Source organism: Paucilactobacillus kaifaensis (assembly GCF_005405145.1).
Classification (GTDB): Bacteria; Bacillota; Bacilli; order Lactobacillales; family Lactobacillaceae; genus Paucilactobacillus; species Paucilactobacillus kaifaensis.
Genome location: NZ_BJDM01000026.1, coordinates 1 through 15,335 on the forward strand (window position 1 = coordinate 1; position 15,335 = coordinate 15,335).

Annotated in this window: 14 protein-coding genes; 9 read left to right on the forward strand and 5 right to left on the reverse strand. The window is 35.9% G+C overall.

The window, feature by feature from the left end:
* Positions 1-232: hypothetical protein (locus FFM51_RS08895; protein WP_223875919.1), on the reverse strand; the 232-nt coding region annotated here is incomplete at its 3' end.
* A 267-nt stretch (positions 233-499) separates the two neighbouring features.
* Between FFM51_RS08895 and FFM51_RS08165 the strand changes: the two genes are divergently transcribed.
* On the forward strand, positions 500-1,066 hold the full coding sequence (locus FFM51_RS08165; protein WP_137598141.1) for a transposase family protein: 567 nt from the start codon (positions 500-502) through the stop codon (positions 1,064-1,066).
* 3 nt (positions 1,067-1,069) lie between these two features.
* Positions 1,070-1,753 carry a transposase gene (locus FFM51_RS08170; RefSeq protein ID WP_137598142.1) on the forward strand — a complete coding sequence of 228 codons (684 nt, stop codon included), beginning with the start codon at positions 1,070-1,072 and terminating at the stop codon, positions 1,751-1,753.
* An 89-nt stretch (positions 1,754-1,842) separates the two neighbouring features.
* On the opposite strand, the gene FFM51_RS08175 is transcribed toward FFM51_RS08170, so the two are convergent.
* The 3 genes from FFM51_RS08175 to FFM51_RS08185 form a co-directional block, all read right to left on the reverse strand.
* Complete coding sequence (locus tag FFM51_RS08175; RefSeq protein ID WP_137598143.1) at positions 1,843-3,846, reverse strand: LTA synthase family protein; 2,004 nt, start codon at positions 3,844-3,846, stop codon at positions 1,843-1,845.
* Positions 3,847-3,938: 92 nt separating this feature from the next.
* Complete coding sequence (locus tag FFM51_RS08180; RefSeq protein WP_137598144.1) at positions 3,939-4,823, reverse strand: hypothetical protein; 885 nt, start codon at positions 4,821-4,823, stop codon at positions 3,939-3,941.
* A gap of 115 nt (positions 4,824-4,938) precedes the next feature.
* A complete protein-coding gene (locus FFM51_RS08185) occupies positions 4,939-7,179 on the reverse strand; it encodes an ATP-dependent Clp protease ATP-binding subunit (RefSeq protein WP_137598145.1) in 2,241 nt (746 codons plus the stop codon).
* Positions 7,180-7,473: 294 nt separating this feature from the next.
* On the opposite strand from FFM51_RS08185, the gene FFM51_RS08190 reads away from it, so the two are divergent.
* The 6 genes from FFM51_RS08190 to FFM51_RS08215 all read left to right on the forward strand — a co-directional run bounded on the left by FFM51_RS08190 (position 7,474) and on the right by FFM51_RS08215 (position 13,372).
* Positions 7,474-7,659, forward strand: coding sequence for a hypothetical protein (locus tag FFM51_RS08190; protein WP_137598146.1), 186 nt, complete (start codon positions 7,474-7,476; stop codon positions 7,657-7,659).
* 180 nt (positions 7,660-7,839) lie between these two features.
* Positions 7,840-8,106, forward strand: a complete 267-nt coding sequence (locus tag FFM51_RS08195) for a phosphocarrier protein HPr (protein ID WP_137598147.1) — start codon at positions 7,840-7,842, stop codon at positions 8,104-8,106.
* On the forward strand, positions 8,106-9,827 hold the full coding sequence (gene ptsP / locus FFM51_RS08200; RefSeq protein ID WP_137598148.1) for a phosphoenolpyruvate--protein phosphotransferase: 1,722 nt from the start codon (positions 8,106-8,108) through the stop codon (positions 9,825-9,827). The genes FFM51_RS08195 and ptsP overlap by 1 nt, the downstream gene beginning before the upstream one ends.
* 303 nt (positions 9,828-10,130) lie before the next feature.
* Positions 10,131-11,333 carry a glycosyltransferase family 4 protein gene (locus FFM51_RS08205; protein WP_137598149.1) on the forward strand — a complete coding sequence of 401 codons (1,203 nt, stop codon included), beginning with the start codon at positions 10,131-10,133 and terminating at the stop codon, positions 11,331-11,333.
* A 3-nt stretch (positions 11,334-11,336) separates the two neighbouring features.
* Positions 11,337-12,359 (forward strand): glycosyltransferase family 4 protein, encoded by a 1,023-nt coding sequence (locus FFM51_RS08210; protein WP_137598150.1) that lies wholly within the window; start codon positions 11,337-11,339, stop codon positions 12,357-12,359.
* Between the two features lie 2 nt (positions 12,360-12,361).
* Positions 12,362-13,372, forward strand: a complete 1,011-nt coding sequence (locus FFM51_RS08215) for a lysylphosphatidylglycerol synthase transmembrane domain-containing protein (protein ID WP_137598151.1) — start codon at positions 12,362-12,364, stop codon at positions 13,370-13,372.
* A gap of 113 nt (positions 13,373-13,485) precedes the next feature.
* On the opposite strand, the gene FFM51_RS08220 is transcribed toward FFM51_RS08215, so the two are convergent.
* Positions 13,486-14,667, reverse strand: coding sequence for a pyridoxal phosphate-dependent aminotransferase (locus FFM51_RS08220; RefSeq protein ID WP_137598152.1), 1,182 nt, complete (start codon positions 14,665-14,667; stop codon positions 13,486-13,488).
* A 170-nt stretch (positions 14,668-14,837) separates the two neighbouring features.
* On the opposite strand from FFM51_RS08220, the gene FFM51_RS08225 reads away from it, so the two are divergent.
* Positions 14,838-15,086, forward strand: coding sequence for a YkuJ family protein (locus FFM51_RS08225; protein WP_137598153.1), 249 nt, complete (start codon positions 14,838-14,840; stop codon positions 15,084-15,086).
* The last annotated feature ends 249 nt before the right edge of the window (positions 15,087-15,335 follow it).

The window sequence follows — 15,335 nt, forward strand, 5'->3', positions numbered from 1 at the left end:
GAAAATACAAAATACCCATCAAACGCGTGATGCATGTTTTTGATGGGTATTTTGCATATCTTTGTGAATAAATCAGGCTAATAATATAAAGTATCCAGTAAATTATATATCGTGTAGGCTGACCAATGCTTGCTGGTGGTGTAACAGAATACATTAATATTTGATTTAAGATTATCAATAATAAAGAAATTAGTGGGATAAAGTTCACACCAATTTTTTTTGAATTACTCAATGCTATTCACTCTCCAATTATAATTTAGACAAGTTTGAGTATAACCAAGCTTAAAAGAAAAAACAAATTCATAACTGGAATTAAAAGTTTTAACAACGATTAGCTAAAAGCTAAGACAAAAAAACGGTTCTATAATATCTGTTGTTGGTAATAGTTATAAACTATTACTGGCAGCAGATTTTTTGATTACAACAAAAAACGGATACAGCTCAATTAGTATCCGCTACCGACCAAAGTATAAGAAACGCAAAAAGGAGCTGTATCCTTATGACTAATGATACTAAATTATTGCTTGGAATAGAAGATAATCATATTAAAATATATCCACATTCTGTCAATCAGAATCCCCAGACTGGTGTTATGGAAGTTAATGCATTACTGTCATACAGGCCTAAGGCCTGTCCTAACTGTGGAATTAAAAATTGTAACCATAAAATTATTAAATATGGCTGGCGCTCGACTAGTTTTAAAATGCCTAGAACTTGCGAGCTTGACGTCATAATTAAGTTAAAACGACGTTTTTTTAAATGCAAAGAGTGTGGCTCATGCTTTCTGGCCCAAACGAATCTAGTTTCAAAAAATTGTACATTTTCTAATAATACAAAACTAGCTTTCTTAGAAAAATTAAAAGATAGAGTATCTTTAACCCATATTGCTAAAGAGCTTAGTACCACTGCCACTTATGTAAATAGCATTCTTCAATCCACAGAAGAAACTGTATGGGATAACAAAAGCCTTCCTACAGTTATTAATATGGATGAAATTAAATCAACCAAGCATGCTAAAGGTTCAATGAGTTTCGTTTATATGGATGGGACAACACATAAATTCTAGGACATTCTCGCTTCAAGAAATCTATTCGATATAATCAAATATTTTAACCGCTTTGATAAAAAAGCTAGAAACAGTGTTAAGTTTATTGTCACTGATATGAATTATACCTATCCTAAATTGACTCAATCAACATTTCCTAATGCCACAGTAGTCACAGATCGATTTCACGTCGTGAAATCATTGAATGATGCTATTAATCGGGTAAGGATTCGAGTTATGAAACAATTTGGTACTTCTGCAAAAGAGTACCGTGTACTTAAAAAATATTGGAAATTATTACTGATGCCATTATCAAAGATAAATTTTGAACTATTTCGTAAATATACTGGCTTCGATTATCTCGTAACTCAACAAGATGTTATCAATCGAATGCTAGGATTGAATAACGAATTAAAGCAAGCTTACGATAAGGTTCATCATATAATTTTCACCATTAACCGTTGTGATGCACAGGAACTTCGTGCATGTATTCTAAATAAAGAGGATATTCCTGATGAACTATCTCGAAAGCTTGGCTATCTACAGCAGAACATTGATTTTATAATTAACGCTATAATTTATCCGTATTCAAATGGTCCCTTAGAAGGCTTTAACAATATAGCTAAACTCTTTAAAAGGGTAGTCTTCGGCTATCGTAATTTCAATAATTTTAAATTGAGATTAAATTATTATGTTTTGACTCACTAAAAAAGCCCAATCCATAAGGATTGGACCTAATTATAAAATTAATTTACCAAGAACAGTTTACAAAGAACCAATATATGTTGTTTTTTATGTTACTTGATCTTCTGTTGTGCCCAACGAGCTGAGTATTGTTTGCCCGCGGTTAAATCGTATTGAATTAGGCGATAATCATGTAAAAGCTGTTTCTGTTTTCTAGTTAGAGAAGATGCTGTTATTTTCTTTCCATTTCCTGAAACAAAAATATTTGAACCATTCATGCTGTTTATTTGTGAACTCGTTGGATCAATCGTCATAGCAGGCAACTCTTCGGTGATTTTTGTAATCAGAGCATAGTATGGTGATACTTTAATATTGTCTGCTTTTAGAGCCAATGCAGAAAAAGAATATGGGCTAATTATTTTATCTGCACTAGAACGTGTTAATTTATGGTTTTGATTGTTGTAAATAAAATAGTCCGTTTGGTGTAGTTGAATTCCATATTTTGACATAGAATCCTTGTTATATAGAGAGGCAAGATGATCACCATACCAAACAATAGTGATAGGCTCATCAATTTTATCGATTTTTGTAATGAAATTTTTAAGAGACTTATCTGTATAATTAAGTCCCTGCGAATATGTTTCAATGCTTTCCTTTGAATCTTTATTGAAAGCTGATCCTGAAATTTTAAATTTTTTAGCTTTTGGATAATAGTTGGTATAGGGCATATGATTTTGCATCGTAGATAACTGAATGAATCTGGATCCTGAATGTTGTTGATTAATGATTTTTATCGTATTTTTGTAAGCAGCTTTATCAGAAATATATGGACTTGATCCAATTTTTTCTTTATATGACAACTTATATTTGCTGCCATCGTAGTAAAACTTATTAAAACCAAATTTTTTAAATACATTTATTCTGTTATATAAACTAGCATTAAAAGGGTGAATAGCAACGCTTGAGTCAAATAGATCAGTAAAAGCAGGTGATACTTTTTGAGCAGGAACCAGCTGCGTATAAGGGGTTGGCAATGTCGGTGAAAGATTACTTATTGAAAGTCCAGTTAATGACTGCCATTCCATATTTGCAGTTCCACCTCCATAACCTGAGCTTAACATAAGCCCAGACAAAGTTTGACTTTTTAGTTTTGTTAAGTAAGAAATTGGATTGGGAGTTACTTTCAAATTAGGGACTCTGTTTGGATCACTGAAGCTTTCGCTAAGATTAAAAATAATTGTTTGATTTGATAGGGAGTTTTTCCTGGTTTTGTTCATTACTTTAGCTGACTGGTCATATTTTTTCATAATGTTAGTAATGTTATTTTTGGAATATCCTGTTGGTTTATTCATTATTTTTGTATCTACATTGTTCAGAAATTGAATTATAGGTCCATTAATTCGAGCACCACCAGTTTGGTCGTAGAATAAAGGCTGTACTCCGAATGCTTTGAAGACAATTTTTGGAAGAGAATTATTATGGTTTATAAAAAAGCTTCCAGAAAAGATGATTATTGGAGTTAAAATTAATGTGATCCGTTTCCTCCAGTTGTTGCGATTGTAAATACTTTTAAACTTTTTTTCTAAAATAAAACTGGATGCAAATAAAATTATGATTAACATTAATGTCGCAACAATTATAACTGGATTAACCATTTTTAGTAATTGATTTATTGCTGCTAGCATAGATAAATCAGTTGGAAGAATTGGTTCATCTCTTAGACTTATTTTCAAAATTTCTGCGATACTGATTATTATGAATGTACTAACAGAAAATATAAATGCAAACCAATAGCGGTTAAGAATTCCAAAGATAAGAATAAAAAAAAGATAAAAAATAATAGTGCTAAGTAATATCTGTTGAGAAGATACTTTGATAATGTCTTTTAAAATTGTTGTTTTTAAAGGCGATTTGGTCAGAAAGTACACTGATAATATTTGTGAATAAGTCAAAATGAAACCCAACAAAACAACTAAAAAGGATCGCCAGTTATCAATGAAAATTTTTTTTGCTAAATAGGGAGCTTTATTTAGCTCATCGTAGCCAATTGACAAATTATTGATTATTTTTTTTATTCGTGAAATGTGAGATGCTTTTTCAATTATTAAATTAAGCATGAATGAAATTATTAATAAGAGGATAAAAATAGTGAATATTTGTAGTAACCATTTTATACTGTTAATTTTGTATTTTAAGTGAAATTTAGTTGTTAATAAATACACAATGGTTGGCAGGTGAATGAAAAAAAAATAGTTAAAAATAGCCAATTAATTGAAAATAATTTTTTGAATCTCTTTTTTGAACTTTTTATAACTGTAATGTTGTTACATAAGTTGAATATTAAGATAGTAAAGACAAACAGCGGCAGTGAGTAATTTGAAAATAATCGATTGCGCAGATCTACTGCCTGACCAGACAATGGAGAAACTTTGAGAAACAGGAGTAATACTATGAGAACGAAAACAATTGTTAAGATAGTTGATTTTATGTGCATCTTTGAAAGAATATTTATTTCATTTAACAGCACCCCAAAAAGAAACAGTACTCCGACCCAAATAAAACTGCTGCCAGATTCTATGCCCCATAGCTGCTTGCCAAATAGAAAAGGCATTATTAAGAAAAACCAAAAAACAAGTAAGGTAATACTGTTGAGTGTAATTTTTGATAGAGTGTGAACGTACCTTGAAATCATAGGCCCAAAAACATACCAAATTAGAATTGATGATGCTAGTTGGAAATCATTGTGGCTAATTGGAAAGAGCAATAGCCATAAATCTTGAGATGCAAATGAATTGGAAATTATAATAGAAAACAGTATGCCAATTAATCCAATGGAAACTAAGTAAAAATATATTTTACTTAGTTTAGTGATTGGTTTTACAGTTTGCCGCGATGTGTAGCCTAAGTATAAAACAATTAAATTTGTTCCTACACTGCTAACTAAAAACAGTAACCAGTAGATAAGATAACGTGTGGGTTGTCCACCACTATCTGGTGGTGTAACAGAATGCACAAGTATTTGGTTTATATTCATTAAAACAATCGCAATAATTGGGACTAAATTTATTTCTATTTTTTTTGAAATCTTCGACATAGTTCACACTCCAAGCTATTTTATACGCAACTTTGAGTATAAACATATAGAACAATTGTGGCAAATTAATATGTATAAAAAAGAACACTTTTAAAAGTGTTCTGCATTTACTATGTTATTCTTCACTGGTGTTATCACTAACCGACTGAGCGACATCTTGATCGCTAGCAGCTTCTAATGTAATCTGACCATCAACAATTTTAGCGTTTAAGTTTTTAATTTTTGGATTATCAAGAACGAAGTCCGCAATACGATCTTCAATTTGCTCTTGAATTACTCGACGAAGTGGGCGAGCACCCATTGAAGGATCATAACCTAGATCGACTAGTTTTTCTTCAACAGGGGTTGTAACATGAACATATAAGCCACGATCAGCCAACATTTTATTGACGTCATCGATCATCAGACCCACAATATGCATCAGGTTATCCTTAGTCAAAGCATTGAATTCTACAATCGCATCAAAACGGTTTAAGAATTCAGGTTTGAAGTAATCGCCTAGCTTATTCAAAACAGAGTGAGTATCACCGGCAGCTTCGGCACCAAATCCAACACTAGCAACTGCATCACCGGAACCTGCATTTGATGTCATAATAATAATGGTATCCTTGAAACTAACGGTCCGTCCTTGTGAATCAGTCAAGCGACCATCATCTAGAATCTGCAAGAACATATGCATTACATCTGGATGAGCTTTTTCAACTTCATCAAGCAAGATAAGACTGTAAGGGTGGCGACGAACCTGTTCAGTTAACTGACCAGCTTCTTCGTACCCAACATAGCCAGGCGGTGACCCGATTAACTTCGAAGTACTATGCTTCTCCATGTATTCACTCATATCAAAGCGAATCATCGAATCTTCTGATCCAAACAACTCTTTAGCTAGTTGTTTAGCTGTTTCAGTTTTACCAACCCCAGTAGGTCCAACGAAGAGGAAGGAACCAATTGGTCGACCAGACTTGTTCAATCCAATTCGGTTACGACGAATAGCTCGTGAAACTTTATTGACTGCTTCGTCTTGGCCAATTACATGGCTTTCAAGATTAGCATCTAAGTCTTTCAATTGAGTTTCTTCTTGTTGTTGCAAGTCACCAACAGGGATGTTAGTTTTTTCTTCAACAATATTTTGCATATCTTTGACTGTAACTGTAGCAGCTTCATCACTATGATTTTGCTCAGCATCTTGTTTGGCTTTTTCTAACTTAGCTACTTGATCGCGATAAAATGCCGCTTTTTCGTAGTCTTCGTTATCAAGTGCCTGTTGTTTGTGAGCTTCTGCAGTATGAATTTCATTTTCAATTGTGGCTGGATCAGCTGTTTTCAGCGTCAAGTTTTTTTTGGAACCAGATTCATCCAATAAATCGATTGCCTTGTCAGGCAAGAATCGGTCCTGAATGTAACGAGCTGATAACTTGGCTGCAGCTTCAATTGCATCATCTGTATACTTAACGTTGTGATAATCTTCATAACGAGATTTGATTCCATTTAAAATTTGGATTGTTTCTTGGACAGAAGGTTCATCGACTTGGACTGGTTGGAACCGACGTGCTAATGCGGCGTCCTTTTCAATTTTGCGGTACTCATTTAATGTTGTTGCACCAACAAGTTGGAAATCACCACGTGCCAAAGCTGGTTTTAATACGTTACCAGCATCCATACCACCTTCTGCATTACCAGCACCCATAATTTCATGGATTTCGTCAATAAAGAGAATTACATTCTTGTTTTTGGAAACTTCTTCCATTAGTTGTTGCATGCGCTGTTCGAATTGACCACGAATTCCAGTTCCTTGAACTAGGGAAACGACATCTAACCGAATAACTTCTTTACTGCTTAATTTTTGTGGGACTTGGCCAGCTACAATTGCTTGAGCTAAGCCTTCGACAACTGCAGTTTTACCAACTCCAGCCTCACCAATTAAAACAGGATTGTTCTTAGTTCGACGATTTAAAATTTCAACCACTCGAGCAATTTCTTTGTCACGACCAATTACTGGGTCGATTTTTCCGGCTTTAGCCATTTCAGTTAAGTTCATTCCAAACTGGGCTAGTAGGCCACCATTACCTTTGCCACCACCCTGACCATTTTGAGCCTGGGTCTGGTTAGAAAAGGCTTGTTGATTAGCTTGTTCATTGCCGGCTTGACCTTGTTGCATTGAGCGTAGCAAATCGTCTAAATTACCAAAGCCAAATGGATTTTGTGCCATTCCATTTCCGCCTCCGTTCATCAGATTGTTTTGTGCTTGCTTCATTAATTGATAGCAATTTTGACAGAGGTCAACTTGCATTCGTTGTCCATTAACGGTTGCTTGTAAATGAATCGTTGCTGGATTTTGATGACAGTTTTGACATAACATATGCAAACCTCCTTTAAATATTCTAGATTAACTTGGTCAAAAATAAGTTTGACCTTTCTTGACCATTGATTATATTATACATACATTTTTATTGAATGCAAGTAATTAGTACTAATTAGTTAACTACCGTTTTAAACTGCTATGCCAACGTTTATCAGCTAAATTAAATATTAGATTACTGCTCCAATACATAAATTTTAGCACTCTATTACAATGATTGCTAAAAATTTGTTTAATCTGGCAAAGTGAATTCTTTCATATATAATAGAACAAAGAAGAAATGGAGTTGGAATAATGGAAAAAGATTATCAACAACTAATGGAAGACTTACGAACTGGCAAGATCGATAGTTTTGTGATTACACCTGAAGAGTTCATGGCATTTCAAGTACAGTATCGGGCAAACCAATTCCGGCAAGAAATTGTGGGAACTGCAAAACGGGGCGGTGAAATTGAGTATCATTTAGAAAAAGTAAAATAAAAAGTAGTTTCACGCCTGCATTGAAAAAGTCTGGTATACTTATAGCATAAACGGATGGACCACACTTTGTTTTAGTCTTGTATTTACCGCTTACAATTGCTAGAATAAAGTGCAAGAGGAACTTTTATACCAATCTATGAAGTTCTATTAATTTTAAATCCTTGAAGGAGATTGATCACAATGGAAAAACGCGATTTTAACATTACAGCAGAAACAGGTATTCATGCACGTCCAGCAACTATTTTGGTGCAAACAGCATCTAAATTCGGTTCAGATGTTACTTTGCAATATCAAGGTAAGAGTGTGAACTTGAAGTCTATCATGGGTGTAATGTCACTCGGAGTTGGCCAAAATGCTGACGTTACTATTTCAGCTGAAGGTGCTGACGAAAAAGAAGCCATTACAGCTATTAGCGAAACAATGACAAAGGAAGGACTGTCAGCTTAATGTCAAAACGACTAGACGGGATTGCTGCCAGTAACGGCATTGCAATTGCCAAGGCATACATGTTAGTTGATCCTGATTTGTCCTTTGATAAGAAGACGGTTGAAGACACGGATCATGAAGTTAAACGACTTCATGATTCTTTTGTTGCATCCACAAAAGAGCTCGAAGTAATCAAACAGCATGCGGTTAAGTCTTTAGGTGAAGAAGAAGCTGAAGTATTTGAAGCACACATTACCATTTTGGCTGATCCTGAGTTGATTGGTGGCATTGAGCAAAAAATCAAAGACGATCACATGAATGCAGAATCTGCTTTGAAGGATGTTACCGACATGTATATCAGCATGTTTGAAGCGATGACTGATAATACTTATATGCAAGAACGGGCTGGCGATATTCGCGATGTCACGAAACGTGTTCTAAGTCATTTACTGGGAGTTAATTTACCAAGTCCATCACTGATTGATGATCAGTCAATTGTGGTTGCCCATGATTTAACTCCTAGTGATACAGCACAGTTAGATCGTCAGTTTGTCAAGGGCTTCATTACTGATATTGGTGGTCGGACGTCCCATTCAGCAATCATGTCGCGGACTCTTGAAATTCCAGCAGTTGTGGGAACAGAGAATGCAACCACAACGATAAAAAATGGTGACACCGTTATCGTTGACGGTATTCATGGTAAAACGGTTGTTGACCCAACTGATGCTGAAATTGACGAGTATCAACAGATGGCAGCACAATTTGCTAAGGAACAAGCCGAGTGGGGTGAATTAAAAGATACTTCCACTATCAGTGCCGATGGCAAACATTTTGATATTGCGGCCAATGTTGGAACTCCTGATGATTTACCAGCTGTATTGGATAATGGTGGGGAAGCAATTGGACTATTTCGATCAGAGTTTCTCTACATGAATTCAAATGAATTACCAACTGAAGATGAACAGTTTGAGGCCTACAAAAAGGTTGTTGCTGGTATGAACGGCAAACAGGTAGTCATTCGTACCATGGATATTGGTGGCGACAAGCACTTACCATATTTACCGTTACCAGAAGAAATGAACCCGTTCTTGGGTTACCGAGCAATCAGAATTAGTTTGGATCAACAAGAAATTTTCCGTACTCAGTTACGAGCACTACTGCGGGCTTCCAATTACGGTAAACTGGCAATTATGTTTCCAATGATCGCGACGGTTAATGAGTTCAAACAGGCTCGTTCAATCTATGATGAAGAAAAACAAAAAATGGTCAATGCGGGTCAACCAGTTGCAGATAACATTGAAGTTGGAATGATGATGGAAATCCCAGCTGCAGTCATGATTGCTGACAAACTGGCCAAGTATGCTGACTTCTTTAGTATTGGGACCAATGATTTGATTCAGTACTCATTTGCTGCCGATCGTGGCAATGAACATGTTTCATATCTTTATCAACCATACAACCCATCATTGCTACGCTTGATAAAGCGGGTAATTGATACTGCTCATCATGAAGGCAAGTGGGCTGGTATGTGTGGTGAAATGGCAGGCGACCAAGTCGCTGTACCTTTGTTAATGGGGATGGGACTTGATGAATTCTCCATGAGCGCCACTTCCATTTTACAAACCCGTTCTTTAATGAAAAAATTAGACACAACTAAGTTACATGAATTAGTTGATCAGGCACTTGATGCTGAATCTAATGAAGAAGTTATTGAGTTGGTTAAACAATTGAAAACAGAATAATCAGATATTACAAAAAGTTGAATCATCAAATTAAGATGATTCAACTTTTTTTATACCCTACGATCGTAAAGCTAAATTTTATGCTAATTTTGCAAAGCTTAAACTAATCTTTATCAATATTTGGCTTATAGAAGAGTTTACGATACAATATACCTCGTTGAATTCTTGATTTAAAATTGATATTCAATCGTTGATTTAGTACAATTGAATTGATTATGTGTGGGAGATCAACTGATTTTCCAACCAAGACTAATAAAAAATTCCAATCGATTAACCGGATTTGAGAATTAAAGGAGAACGCTTGTGAACATCGGCTTATTTACAGATACATATTTCCCACAAGTCAGTGGTGTCGCAACTTCAATCAAAACGCTACGTGATGAACTTGAGGCTCAGGGACATAACGTCTATATTTTTACGACGACAGATCCTAAGGTGGATAAGGACAAGGTAGAACCAGGAATTTTTCGGTTCGCTAGCGTGCCGTTTGTATCATTTACTGATCGCCGAATTGCTGTCCGTGGATTATTTAAAGCCTATCGCATTGCTAAGGAACTTGATTTGGATGTTATTCATAATCAAACTGAGTTTTCATTAGGGTGGATGGGTAAAGTGATCGCCCGGGCATTGCATATTCCATGCGTTCACACGTATCACACGATGTATCAAGACTATTTGCATTACATTGCTAATGGTCGCATTTTAAAACCCAAAAACGTTAAACAAATGGCGTCATTGTATTTACTGCACATGACCGGTGTAATTGCTCCAAGTGAACGGGTGTTAAAGACGTTGGAAGGTTATGGGGTTAAAGCACCCATTAGAATTATTCCGACTGGTGTCAACGTTGAACGTTACCAGCATATTGATCGACCAGATGAGCGGCATGAATTACGCCAACAGCTAGGTTATCAGGATGACACGCCTGTAATTTTATCTTTAAGCCGACTAGCCTTTGAGAAAAACATCCATGAGCTGATCGAAGCTTTACCAGATATTTTGGAAAGATTACCACAAGCACAGATGTTGATTGTTGGTGATGGGCCAGCCAGAGAAACTTTGGAGCATCAAGTAGCTGAATTAAAGTTAACTAAGCATGTTACTTTTACCGGCGAAATTTCCAACGACCAAGTTTATCATTATTATCAGATGGCAGATGTACTTACTTCTGCATCAGATTCGGAATCACAAGGATTGACATATATTGAAGCACTGGCGGCTAACTTACCGATTGTTGTAATGCAAAGTCCATATACGGATGAGCTGATCGATGACAAGGCCATCGGACAAAGCTTTCAGAAAAAAGCTGATTTGGTGGAGGATACAATTTATTATCTTACACAACCAGCATCTGAAGAAGACGGTAACCGCCGAGCTAAGAAGTTAGATGAAATTTCCGCTGAAAACTTTGCCAAGCGAGTGGTTCGATTTTATCGTGACAGCCAAATCACGCTAGCAGAATCGAGTCATGAACCGGTTAATTTATTTCGCGGACCACGAGGATAAAAAATGTTAAAAATTACGATGTTTTCTGCTGCCGATACGGTTAAAGGACAAGGTGTTGGGAGTGCTTATCTGGAATTAGTACGACTACTTAAGAAGCGATTTAGTGGTGAATTTGATATTAAAATTAATAAGTATCGCCGTAGTCAGATAAGTCATTACCACACCATTAACTTTCCTTTTTTTCTATCAACTTTTTTGCCTGGCAGAGGTCGTAAGATTGGATACGTCCATTTTTTGCCGGAGACGTTAGAGGGAAGTGTTAAGATCCCACAACCGTTTCGGGCAATTTTTTATTGGTACGTATTAACATTTTATAAGCGGATGGACCATATTGTGGTTGTCAATCCATCTTTCATTAGTAAACTAGAGGCAAATGGAATTAGTCGTGGCAAAATCACATATATTCCCAATTTTGTTAATCGTGATGATTTTCATGAATTTACTCCTGATGAAGTTAGTGCGACAAGAAAAAAATATCATTATGATCAAAATAAATTTATGATTTTAGGTGCAGGTCAAATCCAAGAACGAAAAGGTGTAAATGATTTTATTACGTTAGCAAAACAAAATCCTGATATTCAGTTTGTGTGGGCTGGTGGCTTTTCATTTGGGAAGATAACGGATGGTTATCAAGAATTAAAACAGGTGGTGGACAATCCACCAGTTAATTTGAGCTTTCCAGGAATTGTAGATCGTCAAGAGTTAGTCAACTACTATAATATGGCCGACTTGTTTTTGTTGCCATCTTATAATGAGCTATTTCCGATGTCGGTACTGGAAGCATTTAGTTGTGGGACACCAGTTTTGTTACGAGATTTAGATTTATATCGTTCTATCATTGACGGTTACTACGAAGCCGCGGATGACGTTAACGACATGCAAGCTAAAATACTTCGGCTGAAAGACAATCCGGCTGGCAGAAAGTTTTTGCATGATAAGTCCTTAATCGCTTCCCAACGTTATTCGGAGGACCACCTTGCCAAGATTTGGCATCGATTTTATCTCCATCAGTCAAAAGAGGATTAAAAATGTCGAGACGCAATCAAATTGTGCTGGTCTTGATGCTGCTAGTTGGTGTCTTGATCTTTGGCTACTCACTCAGAAATGTTAAACTGTCTGCCGTGCTTCGTGACTTGGAGAACTTACACTGGCAGTGGTTTTTGGTTGCAGTGTTGTGTATTGTAATGTACTTAATATTAGAGGGGCTGGTTGTTAAAGTGTTTATGGCTGATCGCCATCCTGACTTTACTTTTAAGAATGCATTACGAGTGCCACTGGTTGAGCAATTGTTTAATGGAATTACGCCATTTTCAACTGGTGGTCAACCAGCACAGTTAATCGCCATGATGCAAAGTGGGGTCGATGCAGGTCAAGCTAGCTCCGTGTTATTAATGAAGTTTGTTGTTTTTCAGGCCATGATCGTTATCAATTTCATTTTTAGTTTAATGATTGGCTTTCACTATATTGCGGTTAAGTTGCAGGCTTTGTCGTTATTAGTTATTTTTGGTTTCCTGATTCATTTGACAGTGATTGTCGGACTTTTGATGATTATGTACTGGCACGGGTTTACTAAAAAGTTAGTTAATTTGTTGATTGCGCCCGTTAAGTGGTTTCGCTCAGCTGAAAAGTTTGCAGCAATGCAGGTTAATTTGGATAGTAAAATTGATAATTTTTACCAAGAGAGTTTAAAAATTAAGTCCGAAGGGTTCAAGTTATTACGCGTGGCGGTACTGACTTTTTTACAGTTAGCATTTTATTATCTAATTCCATATTTCATTATGCTATCGCTTGGTGTTAGTGGGTTAAATTTAATAATGGTCACAAGCCTGCATATTTTAATTGTAATGATTATCTCGTTGTTTCCAATCCCTGGTGGAGCAGGAGGGGCCGAATATAGTTTTTCAGTCTTATTCTCCAGTTTCATCGGAGCAAACAGTAAGTTAGTTTTGGCTATGTTATTGTGGCGTTTATTAACCTATTATTTTGGAATGTTTGCGGGAATGTTCGCGTTGGTAATTAAACCGGATAAAGTTAAATAAAGTGTAAGCAACTACGTTTAGAAGTTGAAATGTAACAACAAAACCGGTAATATCCTTCTTTTTTTGAAGGATATTACCGGTTTTGTTGTTAATGGAAAATTCTGTAATTTATACTAGTTTTGATTGTCAGGATTATCAATATAAGACTGTAGTCGCTTCATTGCCTCGTGTAGCTTATCCATATTAGCTGCATAGCTAAGGCGAACGTAGCCTTCACCTTCATCACCAAATGCATGTCCTGGAATCAAAGCAAGATGATTTTTTTGAGCTAGGTCGCGGCAAAACGCCATTGAATTTTGGTTAAATTGAGCTGGAATTTTAGCAAAAATATAGAATGCACCATCTGGACGGGCAATTTCAAAGCCCATCTTAGTCATTTCTTGGTAAACAAAGTCGCGACGTTCAACATATTGCTTAGCCATTTTTAATCCATCATCAGCACCATTGGTTAATGCTTCAACAGCAGCCTTTTGCACAATTGATGTTGCGGCAGTGACTAGATATTGATGCACTTTTTTGATTTGATTAATTAGTGATCGTTCAGCAAAGATGAATCCTAATCTCCATCCAGTCATTGCATGTGACTTTGATAGACCACTGATTAAAATGGTTTGCTCTGGAATTAATGCGGCAATGGAAAAATGGGTCGCACCATATGTTAGCTCCGAGTATATTTCATCACTGATAACCCATAGATTATACTTCTTAAACACTGCTACCAAGTCAGCTAATTCTTCACGACGGTAAGTGACCCCAGTTGGATTACTAGGGTAATTTAACACAATTGCCTTAAACTGCAATTCAGGGTGTGCTTTAATAGCAGATTCAATCATATTAGGAGTTAATACAAAGTGGTTTGATCTAGTATTAATGCGTACTTCAATACCATGGTTTAATGTTATCAAAGGACTGTATGCGGAATAAATTGGTGCTGGGATTAAGACGCCGTCACCAGGATTTAAGATAGATCCCAATGCTGCGGCAATTGCTTCAGATGCACCAACAGTTGTGAGTACGTTTTCTGCCTGATAATGAAGCCCATACTTTTGATTTTGAAAATTGGCCGCTGCTTGGCGTAGTTCTGGGATACCAGCATTATTTGTATAATGGGAGAAGTTATCATCGATGGCCTGTTTAGCAGCTAATTGAACATGAGCAGGAACGTTGAAGTCAGGTTCTCCCAATGTTAGTTTTAAGATGTCGGGGATGGAACTAGTTGCATCATCAAATTGTCGAATTTCTGACACCTCAATATTGTTAAGCTGCGTATTTAAATCGTCACGGAACAAAGCCACAATCATTACCTCTTTCGTTTATTAGATTTTAATTAGAGTTAATTCTACCATAAAGTGTGCTATATTTAGAGAACAATTATTGTTAGCACAGAGTAAATGTTGGCTAGTTGATTGAAAGCATAGTCTGACATGTTTGATATTTTTTAATCACGAGTATATAGGAGTTATTTATGCAAGAATCAAAACTATTTCAAATTCTTAGTCGCTTATACGCGATGAAACAAGATAAAACTGCTGAAAAGCAAGTCCGTCGTTTTGAACAATTTGGGATTGAATTATGTCGAGTGTCTTTTGATCATGAGACAAATATCTATCATCTAGTTGAATATAAACCGTTTCAAGAATTTGATTTCGATGATATGGATCTAACGGCTATTGAAATCTACGAATGCTTAGCAGATATGCAGTTAACATTTTAATCTGATTTTAGTTAAAAATTGCTTGACGGGATCTCAGATTTTTTGGTATGATAGTTCTTGTCGCTGAGGCGATCAACGAAAATTTTTGATTCTAAAAAATGACAAATTGACGTTGACAACTAATTGGTCAAATGATATTATTTGATAGTTGTCTTTTGACGACATTGTAGATCTTTGAAAACTGAACAAAGTTTCGACAAATCAAATGTGTAGGGTCCTTAAACCTTCGGGTTTAAGGCAAGAAACATT

Coding starts and splice junctions, on each gene's coding strand:
- FFM51_RS08215 (WP_137598151.1), top strand. CDS start 12,362: ATGTCGAGACGCAATCAAATTGTGCTGGTCTTGATGCTGCTAGTTGGT.
- FFM51_RS08175 (WP_137598143.1), bottom strand. CDS start 3,846: ATGCTTAATTTAATAATTGAAAAAGCATCTCACATTTCACGAATAAAA.
- ptsP (WP_137598148.1), top strand. CDS start 8,106: ATGTCAAAACGACTAGACGGGATTGCTGCCAGTAACGGCATTGCAATT.
- FFM51_RS08195 (WP_137598147.1), top strand. CDS start 7,840: ATGGAAAAACGCGATTTTAACATTACAGCAGAAACAGGTATTCATGCA.
- FFM51_RS08210 (WP_137598150.1), top strand. CDS start 11,337: ATGTTAAAAATTACGATGTTTTCTGCTGCCGATACGGTTAAAGGACAA.
- FFM51_RS08180 (WP_137598144.1), bottom strand. CDS start 4,823: ATGTCGAAGATTTCAAAAAAAATAGAAATAAATTTAGTCCCAATTATT.
- FFM51_RS08190 (WP_137598146.1), top strand. CDS start 7,474: ATGGAAAAAGATTATCAACAACTAATGGAAGACTTACGAACTGGCAAG.
- FFM51_RS08225 (WP_137598153.1), top strand. CDS start 14,838: ATGCAAGAATCAAAACTATTTCAAATTCTTAGTCGCTTATACGCGATG.
- FFM51_RS08165 (WP_137598141.1), top strand. CDS start 500: ATGACTAATGATACTAAATTATTGCTTGGAATAGAAGATAATCATATT.
- FFM51_RS08185 (WP_137598145.1), bottom strand. CDS start 7,179: ATGTTATGTCAAAACTGTCATCAAAATCCAGCAACGATTCATTTACAA.